Source organism: Ruegeria sp. AH12, assembly GCF_056541465.1.
Genome location: NZ_JBQFYL010000008.1, coordinates 15,896 through 37,497 on the forward strand (window position 1 = coordinate 15,896; position 21,602 = coordinate 37,497).

The 21,602-nt window shown below is 59.2% G+C and carries 18 protein-coding genes; 6 read left to right on the forward strand and 12 right to left on the reverse strand.

Going from position 1 to position 21,602, the window contains the following annotated elements; translation table 11 throughout:
- Positions 1-40: 40 nt before the first annotated feature.
- Positions 41-2,236: a primosomal protein N' gene (locus tag ACR0EL_RS13145; RefSeq protein ID WP_480500349.1), complete on the reverse strand. Its 2,196-nt coding sequence runs from the start codon at positions 2,234-2,236 to the stop codon at positions 41-43.
- Between the two features lie 88 nt (positions 2,237-2,324).
- On the opposite strand from ACR0EL_RS13145, the gene fsa reads away from it, so the two are divergent.
- The 4 genes from fsa to ACR0EL_RS13165 all read left to right on the forward strand — a co-directional run bounded on the left by fsa (position 2,325) and on the right by ACR0EL_RS13165 (position 5,588).
- Positions 2,325-2,978: a fructose-6-phosphate aldolase gene (gene fsa, locus ACR0EL_RS13150; protein ID WP_480500350.1), complete on the forward strand. Its 654-nt coding sequence runs from the start codon at positions 2,325-2,327 to the stop codon at positions 2,976-2,978.
- A gap of 199 nt (positions 2,979-3,177) precedes the next feature.
- The gene (locus tag ACR0EL_RS13155; protein WP_480500352.1) at positions 3,178-3,885 is read left to right on the forward strand and encodes a DUF484 family protein; all 708 of its coding nucleotides are present in this window, start codon (positions 3,178-3,180) and stop codon (positions 3,883-3,885) included.
- Positions 3,882-4,802 carry a tyrosine recombinase XerC gene (locus ACR0EL_RS13160; RefSeq protein ID WP_480500354.1) on the forward strand — a complete coding sequence of 307 codons (921 nt, stop codon included), beginning with the start codon at positions 3,882-3,884 and terminating at the stop codon, positions 4,800-4,802. The genes ACR0EL_RS13155 and ACR0EL_RS13160 overlap by 4 nt, the downstream gene beginning before the upstream one ends.
- 87 nt (positions 4,803-4,889) lie before the next feature.
- Positions 4,890-5,588, forward strand: coding sequence for a CDP-alcohol phosphatidyltransferase family protein (locus tag ACR0EL_RS13165; RefSeq protein ID WP_480500355.1), 699 nt, complete (start codon positions 4,890-4,892; stop codon positions 5,586-5,588).
- Here ACR0EL_RS13165 and ACR0EL_RS13170 read toward each other — a convergent pair.
- Positions 5,581-6,045 carry a hypothetical protein gene (locus ACR0EL_RS13170; RefSeq protein WP_480500357.1) on the reverse strand — a complete coding sequence of 155 codons (465 nt, stop codon included), beginning with the start codon at positions 6,043-6,045 and terminating at the stop codon, positions 5,581-5,583. The genes ACR0EL_RS13165 and ACR0EL_RS13170 overlap by 8 nt on opposite strands.
- Before the next feature lie 75 nt (positions 6,046-6,120).
- Positions 6,121-6,576 (reverse strand): methylated-DNA--[protein]-cysteine S-methyltransferase, encoded by a 456-nt coding sequence (locus ACR0EL_RS13175; RefSeq protein ID WP_353012422.1) that lies wholly within the window; start codon positions 6,574-6,576, stop codon positions 6,121-6,123.
- A gap of 118 nt (positions 6,577-6,694) precedes the next feature.
- Between ACR0EL_RS13175 and ACR0EL_RS13180 the strand changes: the two genes are divergently transcribed.
- Complete coding sequence (locus ACR0EL_RS13180; protein WP_480500358.1) at positions 6,695-8,689, forward strand: alpha/beta hydrolase family protein; 1,995 nt, start codon at positions 6,695-6,697, stop codon at positions 8,687-8,689.
- Positions 8,690-8,728: 39 nt separating this feature from the next.
- Here ACR0EL_RS13180 and ileS read toward each other — a convergent pair whose 3' ends face one another.
- The 6 genes from ileS to ACR0EL_RS13210 all read right to left on the reverse strand — a co-directional run bounded on the left by ileS (position 8,729) and on the right by ACR0EL_RS13210 (position 18,244).
- The gene (gene ileS / locus ACR0EL_RS13185) at positions 8,729-11,689 is read right to left on the reverse strand and encodes an isoleucine--tRNA ligase (RefSeq protein ID WP_480500359.1); all 2,961 of its coding nucleotides are present in this window, start codon (positions 11,687-11,689) and stop codon (positions 8,729-8,731) included.
- A gap of 164 nt (positions 11,690-11,853) precedes the next feature.
- Positions 11,854-14,544, reverse strand: a complete 2,691-nt coding sequence (locus tag ACR0EL_RS13190; protein WP_480500361.1) for a DUF2339 domain-containing protein — start codon at positions 14,542-14,544, stop codon at positions 11,854-11,856.
- An 80-nt stretch (positions 14,545-14,624) separates the two neighbouring features.
- Positions 14,625-15,335, reverse strand: a complete 711-nt coding sequence (locus tag ACR0EL_RS13195; protein WP_480500362.1) for a VIT1/CCC1 transporter family protein — start codon at positions 15,333-15,335, stop codon at positions 14,625-14,627.
- A gap of 59 nt (positions 15,336-15,394) precedes the next feature.
- Positions 15,395-16,384: a YcjF family protein gene (locus ACR0EL_RS13200; RefSeq protein WP_480500364.1), complete on the reverse strand. Its 990-nt coding sequence runs from the start codon at positions 16,382-16,384 to the stop codon at positions 15,395-15,397.
- Positions 16,377-16,832, reverse strand: a complete 456-nt coding sequence (locus ACR0EL_RS13205; RefSeq protein WP_480500365.1) for an N-acetyltransferase family protein — start codon at positions 16,830-16,832, stop codon at positions 16,377-16,379. The genes ACR0EL_RS13200 and ACR0EL_RS13205 overlap by 8 nt, the downstream gene beginning before the upstream one ends.
- Positions 16,829-18,244: a YcjX family GTP-binding protein gene (locus ACR0EL_RS13210; protein ID WP_480500366.1), complete on the reverse strand. Its 1,416-nt coding sequence runs from the start codon at positions 18,242-18,244 to the stop codon at positions 16,829-16,831. Before ACR0EL_RS13210 ends, ACR0EL_RS13205 begins: the two co-directional genes overlap by 4 nt.
- Positions 18,245-18,351: 107 nt before the next feature.
- Here ACR0EL_RS13210 and truA point away from each other — a divergent pair, with 107 nt between their 5' ends.
- Positions 18,352-19,116: a tRNA pseudouridine(38-40) synthase TruA gene (truA, locus tag ACR0EL_RS13215; RefSeq protein WP_480500367.1), complete on the forward strand. Its 765-nt coding sequence runs from the start codon at positions 18,352-18,354 to the stop codon at positions 19,114-19,116.
- Here the strand turns inward: truA and ACR0EL_RS13220 are convergent.
- The 3 genes from ACR0EL_RS13220 to ACR0EL_RS13230 are packed head-to-tail and all read right to left on the reverse strand — an operon-like array spanning position 19,113 to position 21,597.
- Positions 19,113-20,084: a nickel/cobalt transporter gene (locus tag ACR0EL_RS13220; RefSeq protein WP_480500368.1), complete on the reverse strand. Its 972-nt coding sequence runs from the start codon at positions 20,082-20,084 to the stop codon at positions 19,113-19,115. The two genes, truA and ACR0EL_RS13220, sit on opposite strands and share 4 nt — an antisense overlap.
- Entirely contained in the window at positions 20,069-20,743 is a 675-nt protein-coding gene (locus ACR0EL_RS13225; protein WP_480500370.1) for a DUF1007 family protein, read from the reverse strand. Before ACR0EL_RS13225 ends, ACR0EL_RS13220 begins: the two co-directional genes overlap by 16 nt.
- Positions 20,744-20,790: 47 nt before the next feature.
- Positions 20,791-21,597, reverse strand: coding sequence for a thioesterase family protein (locus tag ACR0EL_RS13230; RefSeq protein ID WP_480500371.1), 807 nt, complete (start codon positions 21,595-21,597; stop codon positions 20,791-20,793).
- Positions 21,598-21,602 lie beyond the last annotated feature (5 nt).

The following is a 21,602-nucleotide window of genomic DNA, read 5'->3' on the forward strand; positions in this document are numbered from 1 at the left end:
AAAGCACTGAACGCACAATGGGTCTGCACAGGTGCAGAGATCAGTAGAAACTTTGCGGGTCGATATCGACCGTCAGACGAATATCACCTTTCAGCCGCAGCGGCGCGATCCAGCGGGCGATGCCGTCTTGTATCGGAGCCCCTTTCGGGGCCTTGACCAATAGACGCACTCGGTGACGTCCGCGAATACGCGCTATAGGAGCGGGGGCCGGGCCATAGACCTGCGCCCCGATCTCGCGCAGTGGCCCATCGTTGCGGGCCATGGCATTGCCCATATCGAACACCGGTCCAACCTCGGGTCCGGACAAGACGATACCCGCCATGCGCCCATAAGGCGGCACACCTGCGGCTTGCCGCGCGGCGGCTTCGGTTTTCCAAAACCCTTCCTCATCCCCCGACAAGATCGCCCTGATCACCGGGTGTTCGGGTTGAAAGGTTTGCAACAAGGCTTGCCCCGGCTTATCCGCACGCCCTGCTCGGCCCGCCACCTGTCGCATCAATTGAAAGGTGCGCTCGGCGGCGCGTAGGTCGGCCCCATGCAGGCTAAGGTCTGCATCAATGACGCCGACCAATGTCAGCTTGGGGAAGTTATGCCCCTTGGCCACCAGTTGGGTGCCGATGATGATATCCGCCTCCCCTGCAGCAATCTCCTCGATCTTTGCCTTCAACGCGCGGGCCGAGCCGAACAGATCGGAACTCAGCATGGTGATGTTGGCGTCAGGAAAGGTGGCTTCGGCCTCCTCCGCCAGCCTCTCGATCCCCGGCCCCACCGGCGCCAGTTTGCCCTCGACCCCGCACGACGGACAAACGTCAGGCATTGGTTTCGTCTCACCACACTGATGGCACATGAGGCGTTTGAGAAAACGATGTTCCACCATCCGTGCGTCGCAATGATCGCATGCAATTTGGCTGCCGCAAGCCCGGCACAGAGTAACCGGTGCATAGCCGCGGCGATTGATGAACAGCAGGGACTGCTCACCTTTCTCAATCCGTTGTTGCACAGCCTGCCGCAAGGACGGTGAGATCCAGCTGTTGGGTTGCAGCGGTTCGGCCCGCATATCAATGGATCTCATTTCGGGCAGCATCGCCGCGCCAAAGCGGGACGTCAGATCCAACCTTTCATACTTGCCCGCCTCAGCATTTGCCCAGCTTTCCAGCGAGGGCGTCGCGCTGGCCAAAACCACACGCGCGCCACAAATGGCGGACCGCAAAACCGCCATATCGCGGGCGCTATAGTGCACCCCGTCTTCCTGTTTATAGGATGTGTCATGCTCTTCATCGACCACAACAAGCCCCAGATCGCGGAACGGCAGAAACAGAGCTGATCGCGCACCGACGACCAGTTGTGCATCACCCTGCCCGACCATCCGCCAGACACGGCGTCGTTCGGTCATGGTTGCACCCGAATGCCATTCCGCCGGTCGCGCACCAAAGCGCGCCTCTACGCGAGTCAGAAACTCTGCGGTCAAGGCAATCTCGGGCAGAAGAACCAGCGCTTGGCGCCCCAACCGCAGCGCCTCGGCTACGGCCTCCAGATACACCTCAGTCTTGCCTGAGCCCGTCACGCCCTTCAGCAAAGTGGTGCCGTAATCACCTGCGCGCTGACCATCTTTCAACGAGGCGACCGCCGCGGCCTGGTCGTCCGTCAGCTGTTTGCTCGGCAAATCCGGGTTCAGATGCGGATAGGGCAGATCGCGCGGGCTCTCCTCTTCCCGCACAGTACCCAGTTTGACCAACCCTTTGACGACAGAGGTCGTTACCCCGGCCTGCTCGGCCAGCTCTTTCAACGTGAAGGCTAGCCCGCCATACTCTTTCAACACCTCAAGCACCCGGGTGCGGGCATCGGTCATCCGATCCGGTTCAGACGTACCCAACCGGTAGACTTTGCGCATAGACGGCGGATCACTCAAGCCCGGTGCGCGGGTCGCAAGACGAAGCATCGCGGGCATCGGTGTCAGAGTGTAATCCGCCACTTTCCCCAGAAACACACGCATCTCTTCGCGCATGGGCGCAACTTCAAGCACCCGGATCACGGACCGCGCCTTGGACAGATCGAAACCGCCCTGCCCCGGCCCCCAGATCACACCTAACACCTTGCGCGGCCCCAGCGGCACCTCAACAAACGCGCCCAAAAAGCACCCACCTTCGGGTGCCTTGTAGTCCAACGTCCGGTCCAGCGGCTGCGTGGTCAGCACCGCAACCAGCTCTCCTTCGTCGAAAAATCCGTTAGCGCTCACAGCATATCCTATGCAGGGGGTTCCAGCAGGGGTCTCTTTGAGGTAAAGCCATCCGCGACCAAGGCCAACCCATCAAAGGACTGCCAGCATGAAATTCTTCGTAGACACCGCCGAGATCGACGCCATTGCCGAACTGAACGACCTGGGCATGGTCGACGGCGTAACCACCAACCCTTCGCTGATCCTGAAATCGGGCCGCGACATTCTGGAAGTCACCAAAGAGATCTGTGATCTGATAGACGGCCCCGTGTCCGCCGAAGTTGTCGCCACCGAGGCCGACGACATGATCGCCGAAGGCCGCAAGCTGGCAAAGATCGCGCCGAACATCGCGGTCAAAGTACCGCTGACATGGGCCGGCCTGAAAACCTGTAAAACCCTCAGCGACGAAGGCCAGATGGTCAACGTGACCCTGTGTTTCTCGACCAATCAAGCAATTCTGGCAGCCAAAGCCGGCGCAACCTTCATCTCGCCCTTCATCGGTCGTCTGGACGATATCAACCTCGACGGCATGGACCTGATCGCCGACATTCGTCAGGTCTATGACAACTATGGGTTCGAGACCGAAATCCTCGCGGCCTCGATCCGCACCGTGAACCACGTGACCGACAGTGCGCGCATCGGGGCCGATGTGATTACTGCACCGCCCGCCGTGATCAAGAAACTCGCCGATCACCCGCTGACGGACAAAGGTCTTGAAACCTTCCTCGCCGATTGGGCCAAAACCGGTCAGCAAATCCTCTGATCCTTTTGCACAACCGCGCGGTGCCGACAGGCACCGCGCCCCGCCCAACTGTGCGGGGCTGATCTCTGATCAGCGCCAAACAGGCGGGAGCGCTCGCCACACGGGCCGATTATTCCATCAAAAGATGTATTTTTCCCAAGGCAAAACCGGTCCATCATGTTATAAGCCGCCAAAACTAAAAATACCGACCGGACGGGACATGAGCAGCAACCCAAAACTAGAAGACAGCCTTCGCGCTGCGATTCTGGCCAAACCAGACGCCTTGCTGGATGACAAAGACCTGATGCAGGCATTGGTCAGCGCCAATGAACAAGCGCGTGGTGAAAACGTGATCGACTTGCGTGGCATTGCCATGCAGCGGCTCGAAGCGCGGTTGGACCGGCTGGAAGACACGCATCGTTCCGTAATTGCGGCGGCCTATGAAAACCTGGCCGGCACCAATCAGATCCATCGCGCCATTCTGCGGCTCTTAGAACCCGTTGAGTTCGAAGATTTTCTGCGCATCCTGGGCAATGAAGTTCCCGAAATTCTGCGCGTCGATCGGATCACCCTGGTTTTGGAAACCGCCATCCTGCAAGACGACCCGGCAATCGATAAGCTGGGCGGTGTTTTGACGGTCGTTGAACCCGGTTACGTCAACAGATACCTCTCGCAGGATCGCGGCAGCACCGTGCGCGATGTCACCTTGCGCGAAATCCGACAGCCCAACCCGCACATCTTTGGCAGCGACGCCGACCATCTGCGGTCCGAGGCATGCCTCAAGCTGAATCTGGGTGCAGGCCGCCTGCCAGGCATGATCGTGATGGGCGCCACAGATCCGCGCCATTTCACGCCTCAGCTTGGCACTGATCTTCTGGCCTTCTTCGCAGGCGTATTCGAACGCTCGATGCGCCACTGGCTGTCGTGAGCCTGATTTCACCGGCGTGCAGGGATGCCTTGCAGCACTGGCTAGAAAGCCTTGGTGCGCTGGCTGGACGATCAGACAACACTCAGATCGCATATCGCGGCGATGTCACTGATTTTCTGTCCTTCATGACACTCCATCAAGGGGATCGTCCGGGGCTTGCCGCACTTGAGCGCATCTCGATCTCGGATATGCGAGCCTGGATGGCGCAACTGCGTGCTGATGGGGTTGGCGCACGGTCGCTTGCGCGCAAACTCTCGGCTGTCAAAAGCTTCTACCGATGGCTGGCCGAACGGGAAGGGTTTGAACCCACGGCCGTCCTGACCACCCGCGCACCCAAGTTCACCAAAAAACTGCCGCGTCCCTTGGCCGAGGACGCAGCCCGGGCCATGATCGATACGGTCGAATTGCAGGCAACATCAGATTGGGTTGCCGCGAGAGACGTAGCGGTTGTCACCCTACTCTATGGTTGCGGCTTGCGGATATCTGAGGCTTTGTCCCTGACCGGAGCCGATGCCCCACTGCCTCAGACCCTGCGCATCATCGGTAAGGGTGGAAAAGAACGGATCGTTCCAGTGATCCCTGCCGCGCGCGAGGCTGTCGCACGATACTTGCGGCTCTGCCCGCATCCTCAGTCGTCTGAAGCGCCACTGTTTCGCGGCGTGCGCGGTGGCGCTTTGAACCCGCGTGCCATTCAAGGGGTGATGGCCAAAGCCCGGATGCAACTGGGTTTGCCATCAACGGCAACACCCCATGCCATGCGGCATAGCTTTGCCACGCATCTGCTGTCTGCCGGCGGCGATCTTCGGGCCATTCAGGAACTGCTCGGTCACGCTTCGCTTTCGACCACTCAAGCTTACACAGCCGTCGATACTGCGCGCCTGATGGAGGTCTATAACCGCGCGCATCCCAAGGCCTGACCCCGACCAAACGGGTTGCTTGGACAGGAGGACACGCAACCTGGCTTTTGGTTTGCATCTTGGACACGCATCGTACATGACACTCGCATGACACTCAGATTCAAAGCCTTAGCCGTCCATCTATTCACTGCAACGGGCGCCGTTTTTGCCATGTTGGCCATGCTGGCCGCCGTCGAAGGGGAATGGAGCCTGATGTATCTTTGGCTGGTGGTTTCGTTCATTGTCGATGGGATCGACGGCCCGCTGGCGCGGCACTACCATGTTAAAAAGAACGCACCCGAATTTGATGGCGTGCTGCTGGATCTGATCATCGACTATCTGACCTATGTGTTCATCCCGGCTTATGCCTTGTTTAAGTCGGGCCTGATGGACGGATGGACAGGCTGGTTTGCGATCATCGTGATCACCTTTGCCAGCGCGATGTATTTTGCCGATACCCGAATGAAGACAAAAGACAATTCGTTCTCGGGTTTTCCGGGATGCTGGAACATGGTTGTGATCGTGATCTTCGCGCTTGAACCCAACTTCTGGTTCAGCCTTGTCCTTGTCACGCTGCTGTCGATCGCGATGTTCCTACCGCTCAAATTCGTCCACCCTATACGGACTGAGCGGTGGCGCAGCCTGACACTTCCTATGGCTTTTGCCTGGACCTTCTTTGCTGGCTGGGCGGCCTGGGTTGATTTCCACCCCGAAAGCTGGGCGCATTGGGGCCTGGTGATAACCAGCCTCTATCTGGTCTTTGCCGGGATCGCACAGCAGATCATACCACAGCGCCGGGCTACATGACGTCCTGCACCTCGAACTCAGCTCCGTTATGCGTGAAGACATCACCCGCCTGAAGCCCGACCATGGCGAGGTAAATGGGGCTTTGCGTTGAAATACCCATATAAGTCTTTCCATCCACATCGAAACGGGTTGTTGAGACGCAAACAACGAAACGGCGATTGTTGAACTTGATGACAGCCCCCGGCTGAACCGTATCGGTCAAACCAAAATCAGTGTTTTCGATCACATCGATCTTGGCGTGATGGGCATGGACAGGTGCGTCAAAAGCGGCGGCCAAATCCGCATTCTCGCGCGAGGACGCGATATCATCTTTGTCATGCGCTTCCCGGTCGTCCAGCTGAGCATCTTGGAGAAAGGCGTCATAATGGGCCTGTGCCGTGGCAAGCTCCTGTGCTTCCAGCGACATCAGCTTATCAACAATTGATTTCTTGCGAGCGGCGCGATCTGCCTCGGTCATCATAAGATCCCCTCAACTGCGGTATCTTGTATAAGTTGTGCACCTGATCGCCGGAATGCAACTGAAATCCGGGTGTCAGATCAACAGGCCGGCCGCCTTTTCGTGGCGCAAGAGGGCCACCTTTGTTTCGACCCCACCATCGCCCGAGAACCCGCCCAGACCCGTTGCCGACAGAACCCGGTGACATGGTATGATCACCGGGATCGGGTTGGCCCCGCAGGCCTGCCCGACCGGTTGAGCCGGTTGTCCTAGCTGTTTAGCAATCTCGCCATAGGTCACGGTTTCGCCTAGTGGTATGGCAAACATCAGATCACAGACTTGCCGTTGAAACTCTGACCCTTCGATGTGATAGGGCAGATCAAAGCATGTCAGCTCTCCGGCGTCATAGGCACGCAACTGGGCTGCCGCCTCGCGCAGCAAGGGCGTAGCTTCGCCGTCATCCTGGCCATGCCAGACCAACCGGGTGATCGCCCCGTCCACCTCGGCAACGCCCAACCTTCCGAATTGTGTTTCAACTGCGATCATGGCCATGGATCAAGGCTTTCAGATCAAGGCAACCAGCGCAAGAGGGTCCGTTAGCCCCTGCTTTGGGGTTTTGGCGATTTCGTGCTAAGCTTGCCCCATTGTTAAAGGAATTGGAGTTATTGGTATGGGACGGCATTTGGTCCTGACGGTCCATGGTATCGGCGAACAGAAACCCGGTGAAACCGTGGATCAGGTGGTTGGCGCAGCAACCACGTGGTTGGACGGAAAATCCCAACCCCCCATCGAAGTCGAGCGCGAGATGATCGAGTTGGCCGAAAGAAATTTCGATGACTCGCACCGCAACGCCAAGCTGTTCAAGGTCAATCTACGCAAAGTGTCCAAACCCAATGACACACGGGATCAGGCCCTATTTGCCGAGGTCTTCTGGGCGGATCGCTCGCCTGCGCCCAAAGGGGCTATCAAGACGGCAATCGACCTGATCTGGGTGGTTCTGGCACTGGGCTACCTGGCGATGGACAATGTGGAACAAACCCATGCGCGCAAGGGGATTAAAGCGGGTGCAGAGAATTCTCGAAACACTTATGCGGCCAAAATCGTTCACCTGTTCACTTGGGTTTTCTTCGGCGCGGTCGCGACACTGAATTCATATCTTCTGATCGGCGCTGGCGCGGTGATGATCCGATCGCTGAAAACAGAGCTGGCTCAAGGCTGGGGTGTGTTGTTCACGCTGTTGCTGCTGATCTATTTGGGCGGAACGCTGGCCGGGTATCTACGGTTCAAGACCGCCCCGACCTACCTGCGACGCGTGTTCTGGTGCGGCATCGGATGTGTCGGCCTAGTACTGACAGCTGCTCTGATATCGGGGCCGTATGGTCTCGAGCTTTGGGCGTTGCCGTGCGACGAAGACGGCAAGGGGCCGGGATGCGGCTCTGCGCTAGAGCAGCTTGTCGTCTTTCAACTGATGGGTCTGGGCGGCATCTGGGCGTTTCTGATTCTGTTGACGGTCATCCTGTATCTGATCTCGCTGCTGAAGCTTGAGGTTTCGGATGGCCTGGACGGACATCGGCGGCTCTATCCCAGCATCTGCGCCGGAATGCTGGTTTTCTGGATGTTCTTCATATCCGGGCTTTGGCTTGCGTTTGAAAAAACGCTCAAAACAGTACCCAGCCTGTCAAACCCGACGCTCGAGGGGTTATTCGCCGGGAACCTGAGAAACTCCCTCGACACGCTCAGCATCGCATTTGGCGCCATCGCCCTGTTGGTCGCACTGGGGATTGGCCTGTTTATCGGACGCAAGCTGGGCAAGACGAGACTCCACGAGAAGCATCATTTTCTGAGCCGGGCCATTCTGAACCAGTTGGCACAGTTGGTGTTCTTCATCGCGGCGATAAGTCTGTCCATCGTGGCGGTCAGCGAGTTGTCCCTCGTGATCTTTGGAATCGACCTCCATTGCACCACCACGACAAACGCCGAGGGGGTGGCGCAATCAGGCGAAGGCAACAAAACCTGCAACGCCGTAGGCAACGGCCTGAGCAAACTCACCGTAGCGCAAGGCTGGATTGGTGTGATTGTGCTGGGCGCCACCGCCTTCCTATATCGGTTTTCGAACGTCGTCGCGGCGGGTCTGGGCGTGGCCCGCGATATCGTGACCTATGCGATCCGCGATAAATGCGCGTTGCGTTGGTCGCTAAAGAATCGAAGCAGCAACTACCCGGACCGCCACGCCATTGATGAGCGGTTCTACAGAACGCTCTACTATGCGCTGGATATCTTCCCTGCCGATCACATCACGGTGATCTCACATTCTCAGGGCACCGTGATCGCTACACAGATGTTGGCGGATGAGCGGGTGCAAAAGCGCATCAAGGGCCGCCCGGTTACCTTGATCACGATGGGTGCGCCGGTGACGCATATCTATCAGCGTTATTTCCCCGAAATGTTCACCGTCGACCCACAAGACTTAGGTGCGGCATGGTTCAACATCTTCCGGCAGGATGATTTCGTCGGCACTCGGATCGACGGAAATCTCATTCCAAATGACAGGAATATCGACGTTCCACCCGGCGGGCATACGGGATACTTCACCGACCACAAGGTCTGGACAAAGCTGACCGGGGAAATGATCGGGTTCGACCTGTTCAACCCCAAGAGGCACTGAATAGGCGTGCCCCCTCTGTTTCCAGAGGGGGCGAGATGTTTATTCAAGTGCCTCGTTGCAGCGTCCGCAAACGCCGGGATGGGCGTGCAGCCCAACGTCAGGCAGGATTTTCCAGCAGCGTTGGCATTTGGCACCTTCGGCCTTTTCAAACACCACCGAGACGCCTTCGATCTCCGGCACGCGGAACGCCTCGGCCGGGGACGGATCGCCGGTGACAGTCAGGCCGGAGGTGATACACATGTCGTCAACATCGAAGGTTGCCAGCAAATCGCGAGTTTCGCTGTCTTCCACATGTACGACCGGCGCGGCCTCCAAGCTCGATCCGATCACCTTGTCCTGACGCTGAACCTCGAGCGCAGCGGTCACTGCACGGCGCACACGGCGCACCTTGGCCATACTGGCCTCCAGTTCCGCGTGACGCCAGTCGGCGGGGGTGTTGGGGAAATCCATCAGATGGACCGAGCTGTCGCCGCCGGGGAACCGCTCCAACCAGACCTCTTCCATGGTGAACACAAGAACCGGCGCCAGCCATGTGGTCAGGCGGTGGAACAAGATGTCCAGAACAGTCCGTGCAGCACGCCGTCGGTCGCTATCGCCGTCACAATACAGAACGTCCTTGCGAACGTCGAAATAGAACGAGGACAAGTCAACCGTGGCAAAGGTAAACACCGCACTGAATACGCCCTGAAAATCGAAGGACGCATAGCCCTTGCGTACCTGTTCATCCAATTCCGCCAAACGGCTGAGCACCCAGCGTTCCAGACGCGGCATATCCTGCGGTTCAACCCGGTCCGCCTCTGTGAAGTCGGCCAATGAGCCCAGCATGAACCGCATCGTATTCCGTAAACGACGATAGCTGTCGGCGGTGCCTTTCAGGATTTCCGGCCCGATCCGCTGGTCGGCGGTATAGTCGGTCTGAGCGACCCATAGGCGTAGGATATCTGCGCCGTATTGGTTAACGACCTCTTCCGGAACGATGGTGTTGCCCAGCGACTTGGACATCTTGTTGCCCTTGGCGTCCAGCGTGAAGCCGTGGGTCACCACGTTCCGATATGGCGCGCGGCCCTTGGTGCCACAGGCCTGCAGCATCGACGAATGGAACCATCCCCGGTGCTGGTCGGTGCCTTCCATATACACATCGGCGATACCGTCTTCGGTGCCGTCTTCGCGATCACGCAGCACAAAGGCGTGGGTCGAGCCGGAATCGAACCACACATCCAACACGTCAAACACCTGATCGTAGTCGTCCGGGTTGTAGTCATTGCCCAGGAACCGCTCTTTCGCGCCTTCAAGATACCAGCAATCCGCACCGTCCTGCTCAAACGCTTCCTTAACACGAGCATTCACTGCCGGGTCGCGCAGCAGGAAATCGGGATCGGTGGGCAAAACGCCTTTCTTGGTGAAACAGGTCAGCGGCACTCCCCAGGCGCGCTGGCGGGAGAGAACCCAATCCGGGCGCGCCTCGATCATCGAATACAGGCGGTTGCGCCCGGTTTGCGGCGTCCATTTCACCAATTCGTCAATGGACCGCAGGGCACGTTCGCGGATGGTATCCCCCATCTCACCCATGCCATCGTCCAGCTTGCGGTCAACAGATGCAAACCACTGCGGCGTATTACGGTAGATGATCGGAGCCTTCGAGCGCCACGAATGCGGGTAGCTGTGCTTGATCTTGCCACGCGCCAGCAGCCCGCCGACCTCGGCCAGCTTGTCGATGACGGCTTTGTTCGCGTCGCCCTCACCACCCTTACGAGACAGGATGTATTTGCCGCCAAAGAACGGCAGATCGGCGCGGAACGAGCCATCGTCCATCACGTTATAGGTGATGACCTGCTCGAGCATGCCCAGATCGCGATAGAGTTCGAATTCCTCCATCCCGTGGGACGGCGCGCAGTGGACAAAGCCGGTGCCCTCGGTATCGGTCACGAACTCAGCGGCGCGGAAGTCGCGGATGTCGTCCCATTCGCCATTGCCGCCCTCAGCCCCAGCCAGTGGGTGCTTAAGGCTGAGCGTCGCAAGCTCATCAGCGGTGACGTCGCGGACACGGGTCCACTGATCGTCGTTCAGACGCGCGCGGCCCAGCACATCGGCGGCAAGATTGTCGGCTAGCAGGAATTTGTCACCAACCGCGGCCCAGCACTCATCAGGTGCACCGGTGACTTCATAGAGGCCATAAGAGATGTCCGATCCATAAACCACGGCTTTGTTGGACGGCATGGTCCACGGGGTCGTCGTCCAGATTACAACGTAAGATCCATCAAGATCGCCAAGTGGTTGCACCTGCCCCAATTCGCCGGTGACCGGAGGCGTGGTTTCATTGATCAAGACCTTGAATTTCACCCAGATGGTGAAGCTTTCCTTGTCGTGATACTCGACCTCGGCTTCGGCCAGCGCGGTTTTCTCAACCGGCGACCACATCACGGGCTTGGACCCCTGATAGAGCGTGCCGTTCATCAGGAATTTCATGAACTCATCGGCGATCACGGCTTCGGCGTGATAGTCCATCGTGATGTAAGGATCGGGCCAGTTACCGGTGATGCCCAGGCGCTTGAATTCTTCGCGCTGGATGTCGATCCAGCCTTCGGCGAACTTACGGCATTCCTGACGGAAGTCGACGATGTTCACCTCGTCCTTGTTCTTGCCCTTCTTGCGATACTGCTCTTCGATCTTCCATTCGATCGGCAGGCCGTGGCAGTCCCAGCCGGGCACATAGCGCGAGTCAAAGCCCATCATTTGATGGGACCGTACGATCATGTCCTTGATGGTTTTGTTCAGCGCGTGGCCGATATGCAAATGGCCGTTTGCATAGGGCGGGCCATCATGCAGAGTAAAGGGCTTGCGGCCCTGTTTCTCGCGCAGGCGGTCATAGACGCCGATCTTCTCCCAGCGCTCCAACCATGCAGGCTCGCGCTTGGGCAGGCCAGCGCGCATGGGAAAGTCAGTTTTGGGCAGGTTCAGCGTGTCTTTATAATCAGGTGCTTGGGTCGTGTCGGCGCACATTTGGGGCGTCCTCAGGATGGTCTGGTCGTGTCTAGATCGAAGCGGTCAGTGCGATAACTCAAGCACCTTTGCCCGGCGTCTCGCGATATCAGAGCGCCGGGGATATAATTCGAATAATGATGGCCAAACGGTCAAACATGGCCGCGCTTATAGGACGCCTGCGCCTAATGGTCCAGAGGGTCCTGCCCCTGCATCCCGTGGCGCAGTTTTGCCCAGCGGTTGAGCCATGCCAGACCCGCCAGCGCCAGCCCCAATGCAAGCAGCGAGAACACCCGGATCAACCCACCCAGACCCGCGATATCGATCAGGAAGACCTTGGCCACCGCCAGCCCGATCACCGCCAGCCCCGCCTTGCGCATCAGCTCGGATCGACTCGCCAGAGACTGATAGAACAGCGCAGCACCTATCAACAACAGCGCCATGGTATAGGTATAAAGCTCCGGCTGGGTAACCCCGTTGCTCTCATACATGCCGTCGGCACCCTGCCAGATATGGCGGATCATCAGGCCCAGCCAAACCGCGGCCAATGCGGTACTCAGGCCATAGCAGGCGCGTCGCAGCCATAGAGGTATCGCCGGAATGCGCCATGCCGAGAACCCTATCGCCAGCGCAGGCAACAGATAGGCCACGGCCAGTGTATTCAGCACAGGCGGGCCGAGAACCGGCGCGGCAAAAGGGTTCAGCAGCGGGTTGCTGATCTCCAACGCTTCGAACAACCGCATAAGGCCATGCCCGGCAAAAAACACCGCCAACGCATAGCGCAGATAGGTCAGCTTGCCGCCCAGTTCGAACCGTTGCACCTGCGCAAAAGCCAGCAGCAACCAGATGACCGACAGCAGACCTAGCCCCCAGTGGCTATTCTGCGCGCCGCCTTCGCCGAAGGTTTCCAGCCAGCGCAGCAAAAGCAGTGACAGCAGGATGCCGCCGGTCGCCCAAGCGGCGCTTTCCAGCAGCATCTTGGCAATTGGGCGGTCCAGCGGTTTGATCAGCACCCAACCTGCAACAAAGCCCAACGTGGCCGCGCCATAGACCAATGTCATCTCCCACAGGGGCGCGGTGTCTGCCCAGCGCAAACCGGGGTCCAACACTAAGCGCACAGTTACCGTGAACACTCCGGCCCAAATGAACCAGCTCATCTGTGGCAGGGTGAACCGGCGATCCAGCGCCGCCGCCACTACAATCGTAGCGACCAACGCGATGGTCAAAGCAGCTGAACTGAGGACGATGACACAGGCAAAGGCCAGGCAGGACAGCGCGGATAAGGTGGCCAATGCTGGCCGCAATCGGTTATCCGCATCAACCCGCGCGAACCGTTCTGCCAGCCCCACCATCAACGCACCCAAAACGATAGCGTGCAATGCCCAAGGGTATGGGCCGATCACGGTGGCGGGTTTCCAGCTTATTTCCAATGCTATGGCCATTGCGGGGGCAAACAGCACCGCTGCCGCGGCCCAAACAGCGGCATAACGCTCCGCGCCAAAGGATCGCCAGGCGGCGAGGATGGAAATCAAAGCGGCCAGCGCCATCAATCCAGTGACCACCATCGGGGCATCTGCTTCAACGGTTTCGGCATAGGTGGCCGCGAAGGTCTGCGCGACGACCCCTCCGTCCAGCCCGTGCATCAGGACATATGCGATCAAACCTATCGCAGGGAACACCGTGACATCCTGCAATGCGGGCGCATTTTTGGCCCACAGGATCAGGCCCAGCAGCAGCCCTGTTAGCAGGATGATGCCCAGCCAGAATTCCCCAGACGAATCCGCCCAATGCAGTGACAGGATTGCCGAACTGACCGCGACTGCGGCAAAGGCCACACGCGTCAGAAACTCAGGCCAGGGATCCCCTTTTTTACGTCTAATCAGTTCAGCCACCATTGGGCCGGTGTGATCGGGCCAAAGACGCCGTGCGGGGACCGCAATCGCCAGCACCGCCAGCGCAGTAGCACAGGTCAGATATCCGGGTTCCGTCAACGGTGCAGACAATACCAGCAGCAAGCTGGACGCATAGGCAGCGAACAGGGTCAAAACCGTGATCCATGCCCAGCGGCGCACGGTATCGATACCCAGCCCCAGAAACGCGAGAATGAAGAAATACCCATACAGCCAGGTTGGATCATCCGAAGATCCGCCAACCACAAAGGGCGCTGCAAAACCGCCCAGCAAGCCAACTGCGGCCAGTAAGGGACCATGAAACCAACCAAGAACCAACCCCAGAAGCACGATTAACACCATGCCGCCCAGTGCGGCTTCGGGTGAGATCAGGTCGTACAGCTGCCGGGCGGCCAGAACACCTCCGAATAAAGTCACCAGCCCTGCACCAGAGAAGACCGATGGCAGATAGGCGGTGCTGGCGTCTTCATCATCGCCAAACTTGCGACGGACAAACTCGCCCGCGGCGATCAGAGCCGCGCCAAAGGCCAATGCGGCGGCAACACGTGCTGATGGTGGCAGCAGACCGTTCTCAACCCCGTATTGAACCAAAAAAATCCCAGCCAGCGCCAAGGACAGGGCTGAGACGGCATAGAACCAGTTTTCGCGCAACCAGCCCCAAAGCGCGGCAAACCGATCCTGCCGAAAGACAACAGCGCCTTGCGTGTCCTCTACTTCGCTTGTCTCAGGTTCGATCTTGGCAGCAGGCCAGGGCGATTGAGCGGGCCCTGCGGCAGGCGCAGGTTCCTCTGATTCAATCTCAGGTTCTGGCGGCAGAGCCTCTTGCGGCGTTGGTGACAAGGACTGAAGCTGCTTTTCCAACTGCTCGACCCTGCGACGCAATCGTGTTTGCCCAACCAACAGCACAATGATCGTGACAGGTATCGCTAAAACAATCAGGCCAAGAAGAACAAGCAGCGATTCCAATTGAAGCTCCGTAGCTGTTATCGGCGCAAGCTACACCGCTTGGGTCCCAGAGCAACAGTCAGGAATTCCAGCCAATGCGGTCAGGGATGAAAAAGCGATCCAACCAGATAGGCAATCGCCGCCGCTGCGCCGCCGATCAACAGCGTCTCAAACCCGGATTTCCACCAACGCACCAACGACCATCGGCTTTTCAACGCACCAATGGCAAAGAACACACCCATTGTCATCCATGCTGAGATTGCAAAGGCATTTTCCAGTGCGATCAAAAAGGGCAACAACGGGATCAAACCAGCTAACAAAAAAGCAAAAAACGTAGCCAGCGCTGCCTTGATGGGATGCGGATCGACGCTGCCCAGTCCGTATTCGCCCTCGATCATAAGATTGATCCAACTTTCGTGGTTCGAGGTGATGGCAGCTGTAGCATCGTCCAGCACTGGCCCTGACAGACCTTTCTGCGCCAGAATTTCACGCACCTCGTCCTGTTCCCCCTGGGGATAGAGCGCGATGTGGCGTTCCTCGATCGCACGGATGCGTTTAATGTTGTCCAGTTCAGCCTTGGTGCCCGAGTAATTCCCTGCCGCCATCGAAAACCCATCGGCCAGAACATTCGCCAACCCAAGCGCCACGATGACAAACGATGACAGCCCAGCCCCAGCGACACCTGCAACGATGGCAAATGTGGTTACCGAACCGTCGATACCCCCATAAACCACATCGCGCAGAACGCCGCGGCCCGGTGGTGCGTTGATCCGCTGTGCGATCTCCTGCTGGCTGTGACCGTGATCTGTCATGGCTGGCCCTCCGTTCCGTTCAGTGTGACGAAGGGCTGTCAGATGCGCTTTGCGTCAGATCAACCCTTGGAAAACAGCCCCTTCAATGCCCGTTTGATCACGGCACGGGTCGATGGCTTGTGGCGATCCGAAAACGGCAAGGGCCTGCACACCTCCATCGCGGCAACACCCACTCGGGCGCTAAGCGCGCCGTTCACCAGACCCTCGCCGAACCGGCGGGACAGTTTGCTGAGGACCGAGCCACCGAGCACCGGTTCCAATAAATCGTCGCCCACCGCAACCGCGCCAGTTGCGACCAGATGCACAAACACCGCACGGGTCAGACGCCAACTGCCCAGAAATCCAGCTCGTCCCCCATATATCTCGGCAATCCGCCGGATCATCCGCAACGAGGCTGCAAGCGCCGTCGCCACATCCGCCAGGGCCAAGGGCACCAAAGCCGTCACCGTCGCTACCTGACGAGCGGCGGCCTCAACCTCGCGGCTGGCAGCAGTGTCCAGCGGGGCCAGCAACTCATCCTCGGCCAAAGCCATCAAGCCAGAGGCGTCGAATTGTTCTGACATACGTTCGGACAGCCGATCACGACCCCACTTGGTTTCATCACGACCCTTGTAAAAGGCAATCAGGCGGGTCGTGGCAGCGCGCGCCTTGGTCAGATCGGCATCCGCCAAGGCCTGATCCGCTGCGCGGCGCAATCCGTCAACGCGGGACAGGCGGCCAATCGCGGCCAGTTCCCGAACGGCAACGATCAGTGCGACTAAGACCAACGCTCCGATCAAACCGGTGACAACCCATCCCAGAATGGGCGCGCGCGCGATCAAGGAGGTCGCGAAATCCCAAGCAGCTATCGAGATTGCAGCCCCTACAACAGCCAGCGCCAATCCCCAGAACCAGCGCGCCAAGACCGAGGGTTTACGGGCGGCAAATCGCGCTGCGCTTTGCATCGCCTGCCCTTGCGGCGGTACCAGATCGGGTACCGGAGGAGCCTTGGCCACGTCGGCTGCGGGCTCATCTGTTTCGAGGTCGATCAGGACCGGGCCTTTAGCCATTCTCTGCCCCTTTACTACGCCAGACAAATTTGATGTCAGGCAGGTTTTCATCGTTGTCCGCCCCGTCGCTTCGAGCGACCTCGGCAAAGCCATTGCGTTCATAGAACCTGCACGCCCCGGTATTTGCCTGAAAGGCAAACAAAGTCAGGCGCGAGCGCTGCGCCTTCGCATGATCGAGCAGCCGCTGGCCAATCCCTTGCCCGCGCGCAGCGGACGTCAAATACAGTGAATGCACATCCGACCCGTTCAACGCCAGAAACCCAACCACCCCATCCGTGGTTTCAGCCACCGTGACCCAGCCCTGATCAATCATGCGGCCGCAAAATGCGATGGTTTCGGCACAGCTATGCAGTTCCGGCATCCAGTCATTCTCGCGTGAAAATCCGTGCAGGATTTCCCCGGTCGCACCGGCATCGGTGCTGCGGGCGGGGCGGAGGGTGACAGTCACAGCCGGTCTCCGATCAGAAACTGCGCGGCCCGGTCCAAACGGATATGCGGTGGGCCGTCGCCAGGGCGCAGTGTCAACTGGGCCGGAGCGAAGGCCATGAAACCATAATCATCGCCAAGCCACGCATCGGCCCCGTTCTGGGCCGGGCCGAGCAGATGGGATGGATCATCTGGCAGCTCTCCGGGGTAGAACGCGGCTTGTTTACCACTGTCCAGCAAGGTGCCCCGGACGCAGGGCAGCTCGGTTCCGTTGTGGCTGCGCATCTCTTCGGTCGTGGCACGCAGCGAGGCCAGCGACAGGGCCGCTGTTTCAGCACCAGCGAAGCTCGCTCGATCACGTGCCTCACGAGTCAGAGCCTCCATGATCGCGGTCAGGCGCGGGTGTTGCGTGTGGTGCAGGTGATCGGCCTTGGTGGCCGCAAACAGAATGCGCTCGACCCGCTTGCCCAACAGCAACTGGCTGAGCCACGCGTTGCGCCCCGGACGGAAGGCCGAGAGGATATCGCCCATGGCGCGGCGCATATCCTCAACCGCTTGCGGGCCTTTGTGGATTGCGCCCAACGCATCGACCAGCACGACCTGACGGTCAATGCGAGAAAAATGATCGCGGAAGAACGGCTTCACCACTTGAGATTTGTAAGCCTCATAGCGCCGCTCCATCTCGCGTTGCAGGGTGCGACGGCGCGAGGGGTCGGACACAGGCAAAGGCGCAAAGGTCAGAACCGGAGAGCCCGCCAGATCGCCCGGCAACAGAAAACGACCCGGCGTGCAATCGTAGAAACCAGCGTCCCGCGCCGTGTTCAGATAGGTCGTGAACGCAGCGGCCAGAGCCTGTGCCGTAGGCTCATCATGCGTCGCTGTCAGATCAGTGCCACGGGCCTGCGCCAGAAACTCGGCCGCCTCAGGACGGTTTTCGATGCGCGACAACGTCTCCTGCGACCAGTCGGCGTAGGATTTGTCCAGCAACGCAAGGTCCAAAAGCCACTCGCCGGGATAGTCCACGATGTCCAGATGTATGGTGCGCGGTCCCTGAAGCCCTGCCAGCAACCCGGCTGGTCGGGCTTTGAAGGACAGGCGCAACTCGGACACCGCGCGTGTGCTTTCGGGCCAGTGCGGTTGTGGGCCTGTGAGGTCGGACAGGTGAGATTCGTAGTCGAACCGAGGGACCGTGTCGTCCGGTTGCGGTTGCAAGTAGGCCGCGTTGATCCGCCCCTCTTGCTGCGCGACAAGGCCGCTCATGCGGCCCCGGTCCAGCAGATTTGCTACCAGCGACGTGATGAACACCGTCTTGCCAGATCGCGCCAGACCGGTGACGCCCAGACGGATGACTGGCTCGAAAAACGTCTCGGACACGCTGTCGCCAATGGTTTCGACGCCGCGCACCAGACTGTCTGCCAGGGATGAGATGACCAAATTGTCGCCCCGCAATTATCGTTTTGCCCAAGATAGGTAGCCGCTGCCGGACATGCCAGCGCTTTCGCCCCCTTGCCCGTTTGCGCGCCGCGCGCTACCAGCGGCCCATGCCCAGATATGCGTTGAAAGTCGAATACCAAGGGGAGCCATTTGCCGGATGGCAGCGCCAGAAAGAGCTGCCCTCGGTTCAGGGGGCCATCGAACAGGCCTTGTCTCACATCCAGCAGGGTGATCACACCATAGCCGCCGCCGGGCGCACCGATGCGGGTGTACATGCGCTGGGGCAAGTGGCGCATTGCGATCTGGTCAAGGACTGGGACCCGTTCCGCCTATCTGAGGCGTTGAACTATCACCTCAAGCCGCAGCCGGTGGCGATTGTTCAGGCTGCTCGGGTCGATGATGACTGGCACGCGCGCTTTACAGCGGTTGAACGTCAATACCTGTTCCGCATTCTCATGCGCCGCGCGCCTGCGACCCACGACAAAGGGCAGGTTTGGCAAATCAACCATCAGCTGGATGTCGAGGCCATGCAGGCGGGCGCGGATATGTTGATCGGGCGGCATGATTTCACCACCTTCCGATCCTCGATCTGTCAGGCGGCCAGCCCGGTGAAAACCTTGGATGAGTTGCGGGTTGAACAGGTACAAGGGTTCTCGGGCCCCGAAGTTCATTTCCACGTGCGCGCGCGGTCATTCCTGCACAATCAGGTGCGCAGCTTTGTGGGCACTCTGGAACGTGTTGGCGCGGGATCATGGTCGCCCGAGGATGTGCGTGACGCTCTGGAAGCCGAAGACCGCGCCGTCTGCGGGCCGGTTTGCCCGCCGCAAGGGTTGTATCTGGCACGGGTCGGCTATCCTGATCCGGTCTTCTAAATCGCGCGCAACAGCAGGCCGCTCGCGATCACGACAATTACCAGCCCAGCCACCAGTTCAATTGTCGGCGCGAGTACAGACGCAAAGCGCGTCGCCGATGCCGAAGCCAGTAACCCTCCTCGCAAGCCAAAAGACGTCCAGCCCACCAAGGTGGTGACCAGTGCGGTGCCCAGTGCCATAGCAAAAGCCCCGGCGATTCCGACCCAAGCGATACCCATCTGCCAAGTCAAAATCAGGACAAATAGCGCTCCGGTACAGGGTCGTGCAGCGATGCCTGCGATCAGTAACATCGCCTCGCGAACACTGCCAACATTGGCAACCTCCTCCGCGCTGGGGCCGTGTCGATGGCCACAATCCGAGCAGACCTCACCCTTGTGGTGATGATGGTCGTGGTGGTGGTGGTCGTGGTGGTGGTGGTCGTGGGAATGACCATGAGTGTGATCATGAGCCTGTGCGGGCTTGGCCACAATAAGTGATCGCCTTGCAAAACTGCGGACGCCCCTGAAAACAAGCCAAAGCCCGATTGCAGCAATTGCTGCGTAGCTGATTGGGGCCATAACCTTTTCGGTCGTGCCTACAAGCGCCTCACGCGACGTCTGAAAAACAAGGACCCCGGCGTAAACCAGAACCACCGCTGTCACCGCCTGCCCAAGGCTCGACAGCACACTGATGGCCGACAGGCGCCAGAATGCAACGCGCCGGCCCAGGCCGTATCCGCCGATCAGAACCTTGCCATGCCCCGGTCCAATCGCGTGAAAAAACCCATAGGCAAAGCATACTGTCAGAAGCGTTGCGACGGCCTCGGGCTCTCCGGCGCGGGTGGCGCGCAAGGCGCGGGCGATCTGGTTCTGGAATTCGCGCTGCTCTCCGGCGGCCCAGGCCGCGAGGCTGTCAAATCCACCGCTGCCCCAGAACCACAGCAACAGGCCACATGCAAGCGCAACAGGTACAATCAGGTATTTGGACATGAAATCAGGATTTCGGTTGCAAAGCTTTCCCCGACCAGCGGGATATCATTCTCTTCCAGGTCGTATTCTGCATCCAAGGTCAGCAAGAACGCCTGCATCTGCGCCAACTGCCCATCAATATCCGGGTCGATCCGCTCCATCACACATGATGCAGGCCCGGTAACGGTTACCGGTCGATTCACCTCGTAAGCGGTATAGTAGGTCTCATCAAACGGTTTGGCCGACAGGGCAGCCGCCGAAACAGCGCCCCCTTCGACCGCGCGCAAATGTGAGGTGATAATCCGCCCGTTCTCCGCCGTGGCCTGAGGTTCCAGCGGGCCGGACAAAGCAACCGGAGCACCGCCCGCGGTCACCACAAGATCTCCGTTATACCCTTCGATCCATTCCGCATCAAAACCTGTCAGGGTGGCTTCTTCGCGTTTCGTCAGGGCACCATCGCCATCCTGATCAAGCTTCATATCCTCAAGCTGCAGCAGCGAGAAAAATTCGTCATAGGCCCAAGTCACGCGGATATGAGTTAATTGGCCTCCCTCATCCACGATAAATTCCAATCCGGTGTCGATGAAGACATGCGGATGGGCCAAGGCCGGTAATGGCAGGCAACAGGTCAGGAACGGGATCAGCCAACGCATGCGCGCAAGATAGGGTGCGGACCTCATAGCGGCAACGCGTTTAATAGGCATCATGCAGAAACCAGCCGATAGGGTCAGCTTGGCGGGAATAGAATGAGGGTCTGCAGCGCCGTTCCGACAGGACCCTCAGTGTCAAAGAGGACAGATTGCGACATACCAACACCCGACGGCTGCCAATGTGACAGCGACTCGGACGCCAGCCAATCCGACGCAGGCTCTCGGTGGATGTTCACTGTCAGATCCGTGTTCATGAATCCCATTTCAGATGTCGGTGCATTCCAAGAAATGCCATTGCCACAATCCGCAAGCGCGCAAATCGACTGGATTGGCGATTGCGCTTCACCCTCAAGCAATTGAGGCGTACGCATCCAGACGGTTTTCGGGCCAGGCCTATGCTGCGTACCCGCAGGGTATTTCACATCGCTGAAATGCGCGAAACCCGTTTTTTCATGACGAATTTCACCAATCGGAAACGGGCCGTCAACCGCCGTGTCATAACTTGGCCCGGTGATATCGACATTGGGCACAGCCCCGAGATCACGCCGCACCAGATGCATGGTCGAGGCAGTTGCACAGAGCGTGTCATCCAAATCGTGAACTGTGACCCGCGTTGTTGCCAACGTCTTGGTGTGGCGTGTCGTCTCTGCCGACACACGCAACCCGGCCAAGGGTAATGGACGCAGCAGATCGACCGTCAGCCGGGTCAACATCTTCTCGGGGCCGACCTCGGTTTCGGCCGCGCGCACGATCAGTCCCGCGACCGGCCCCGCATGACAGTGATCTGCTGACCACGGGCCACGGGCCGGATCATTGCCGACAAAGGCTCCATCTTCGACCTGACGAAAATAGGCCAAACCTTCGAAATCCAGCGCTGCGGCCATCCGGG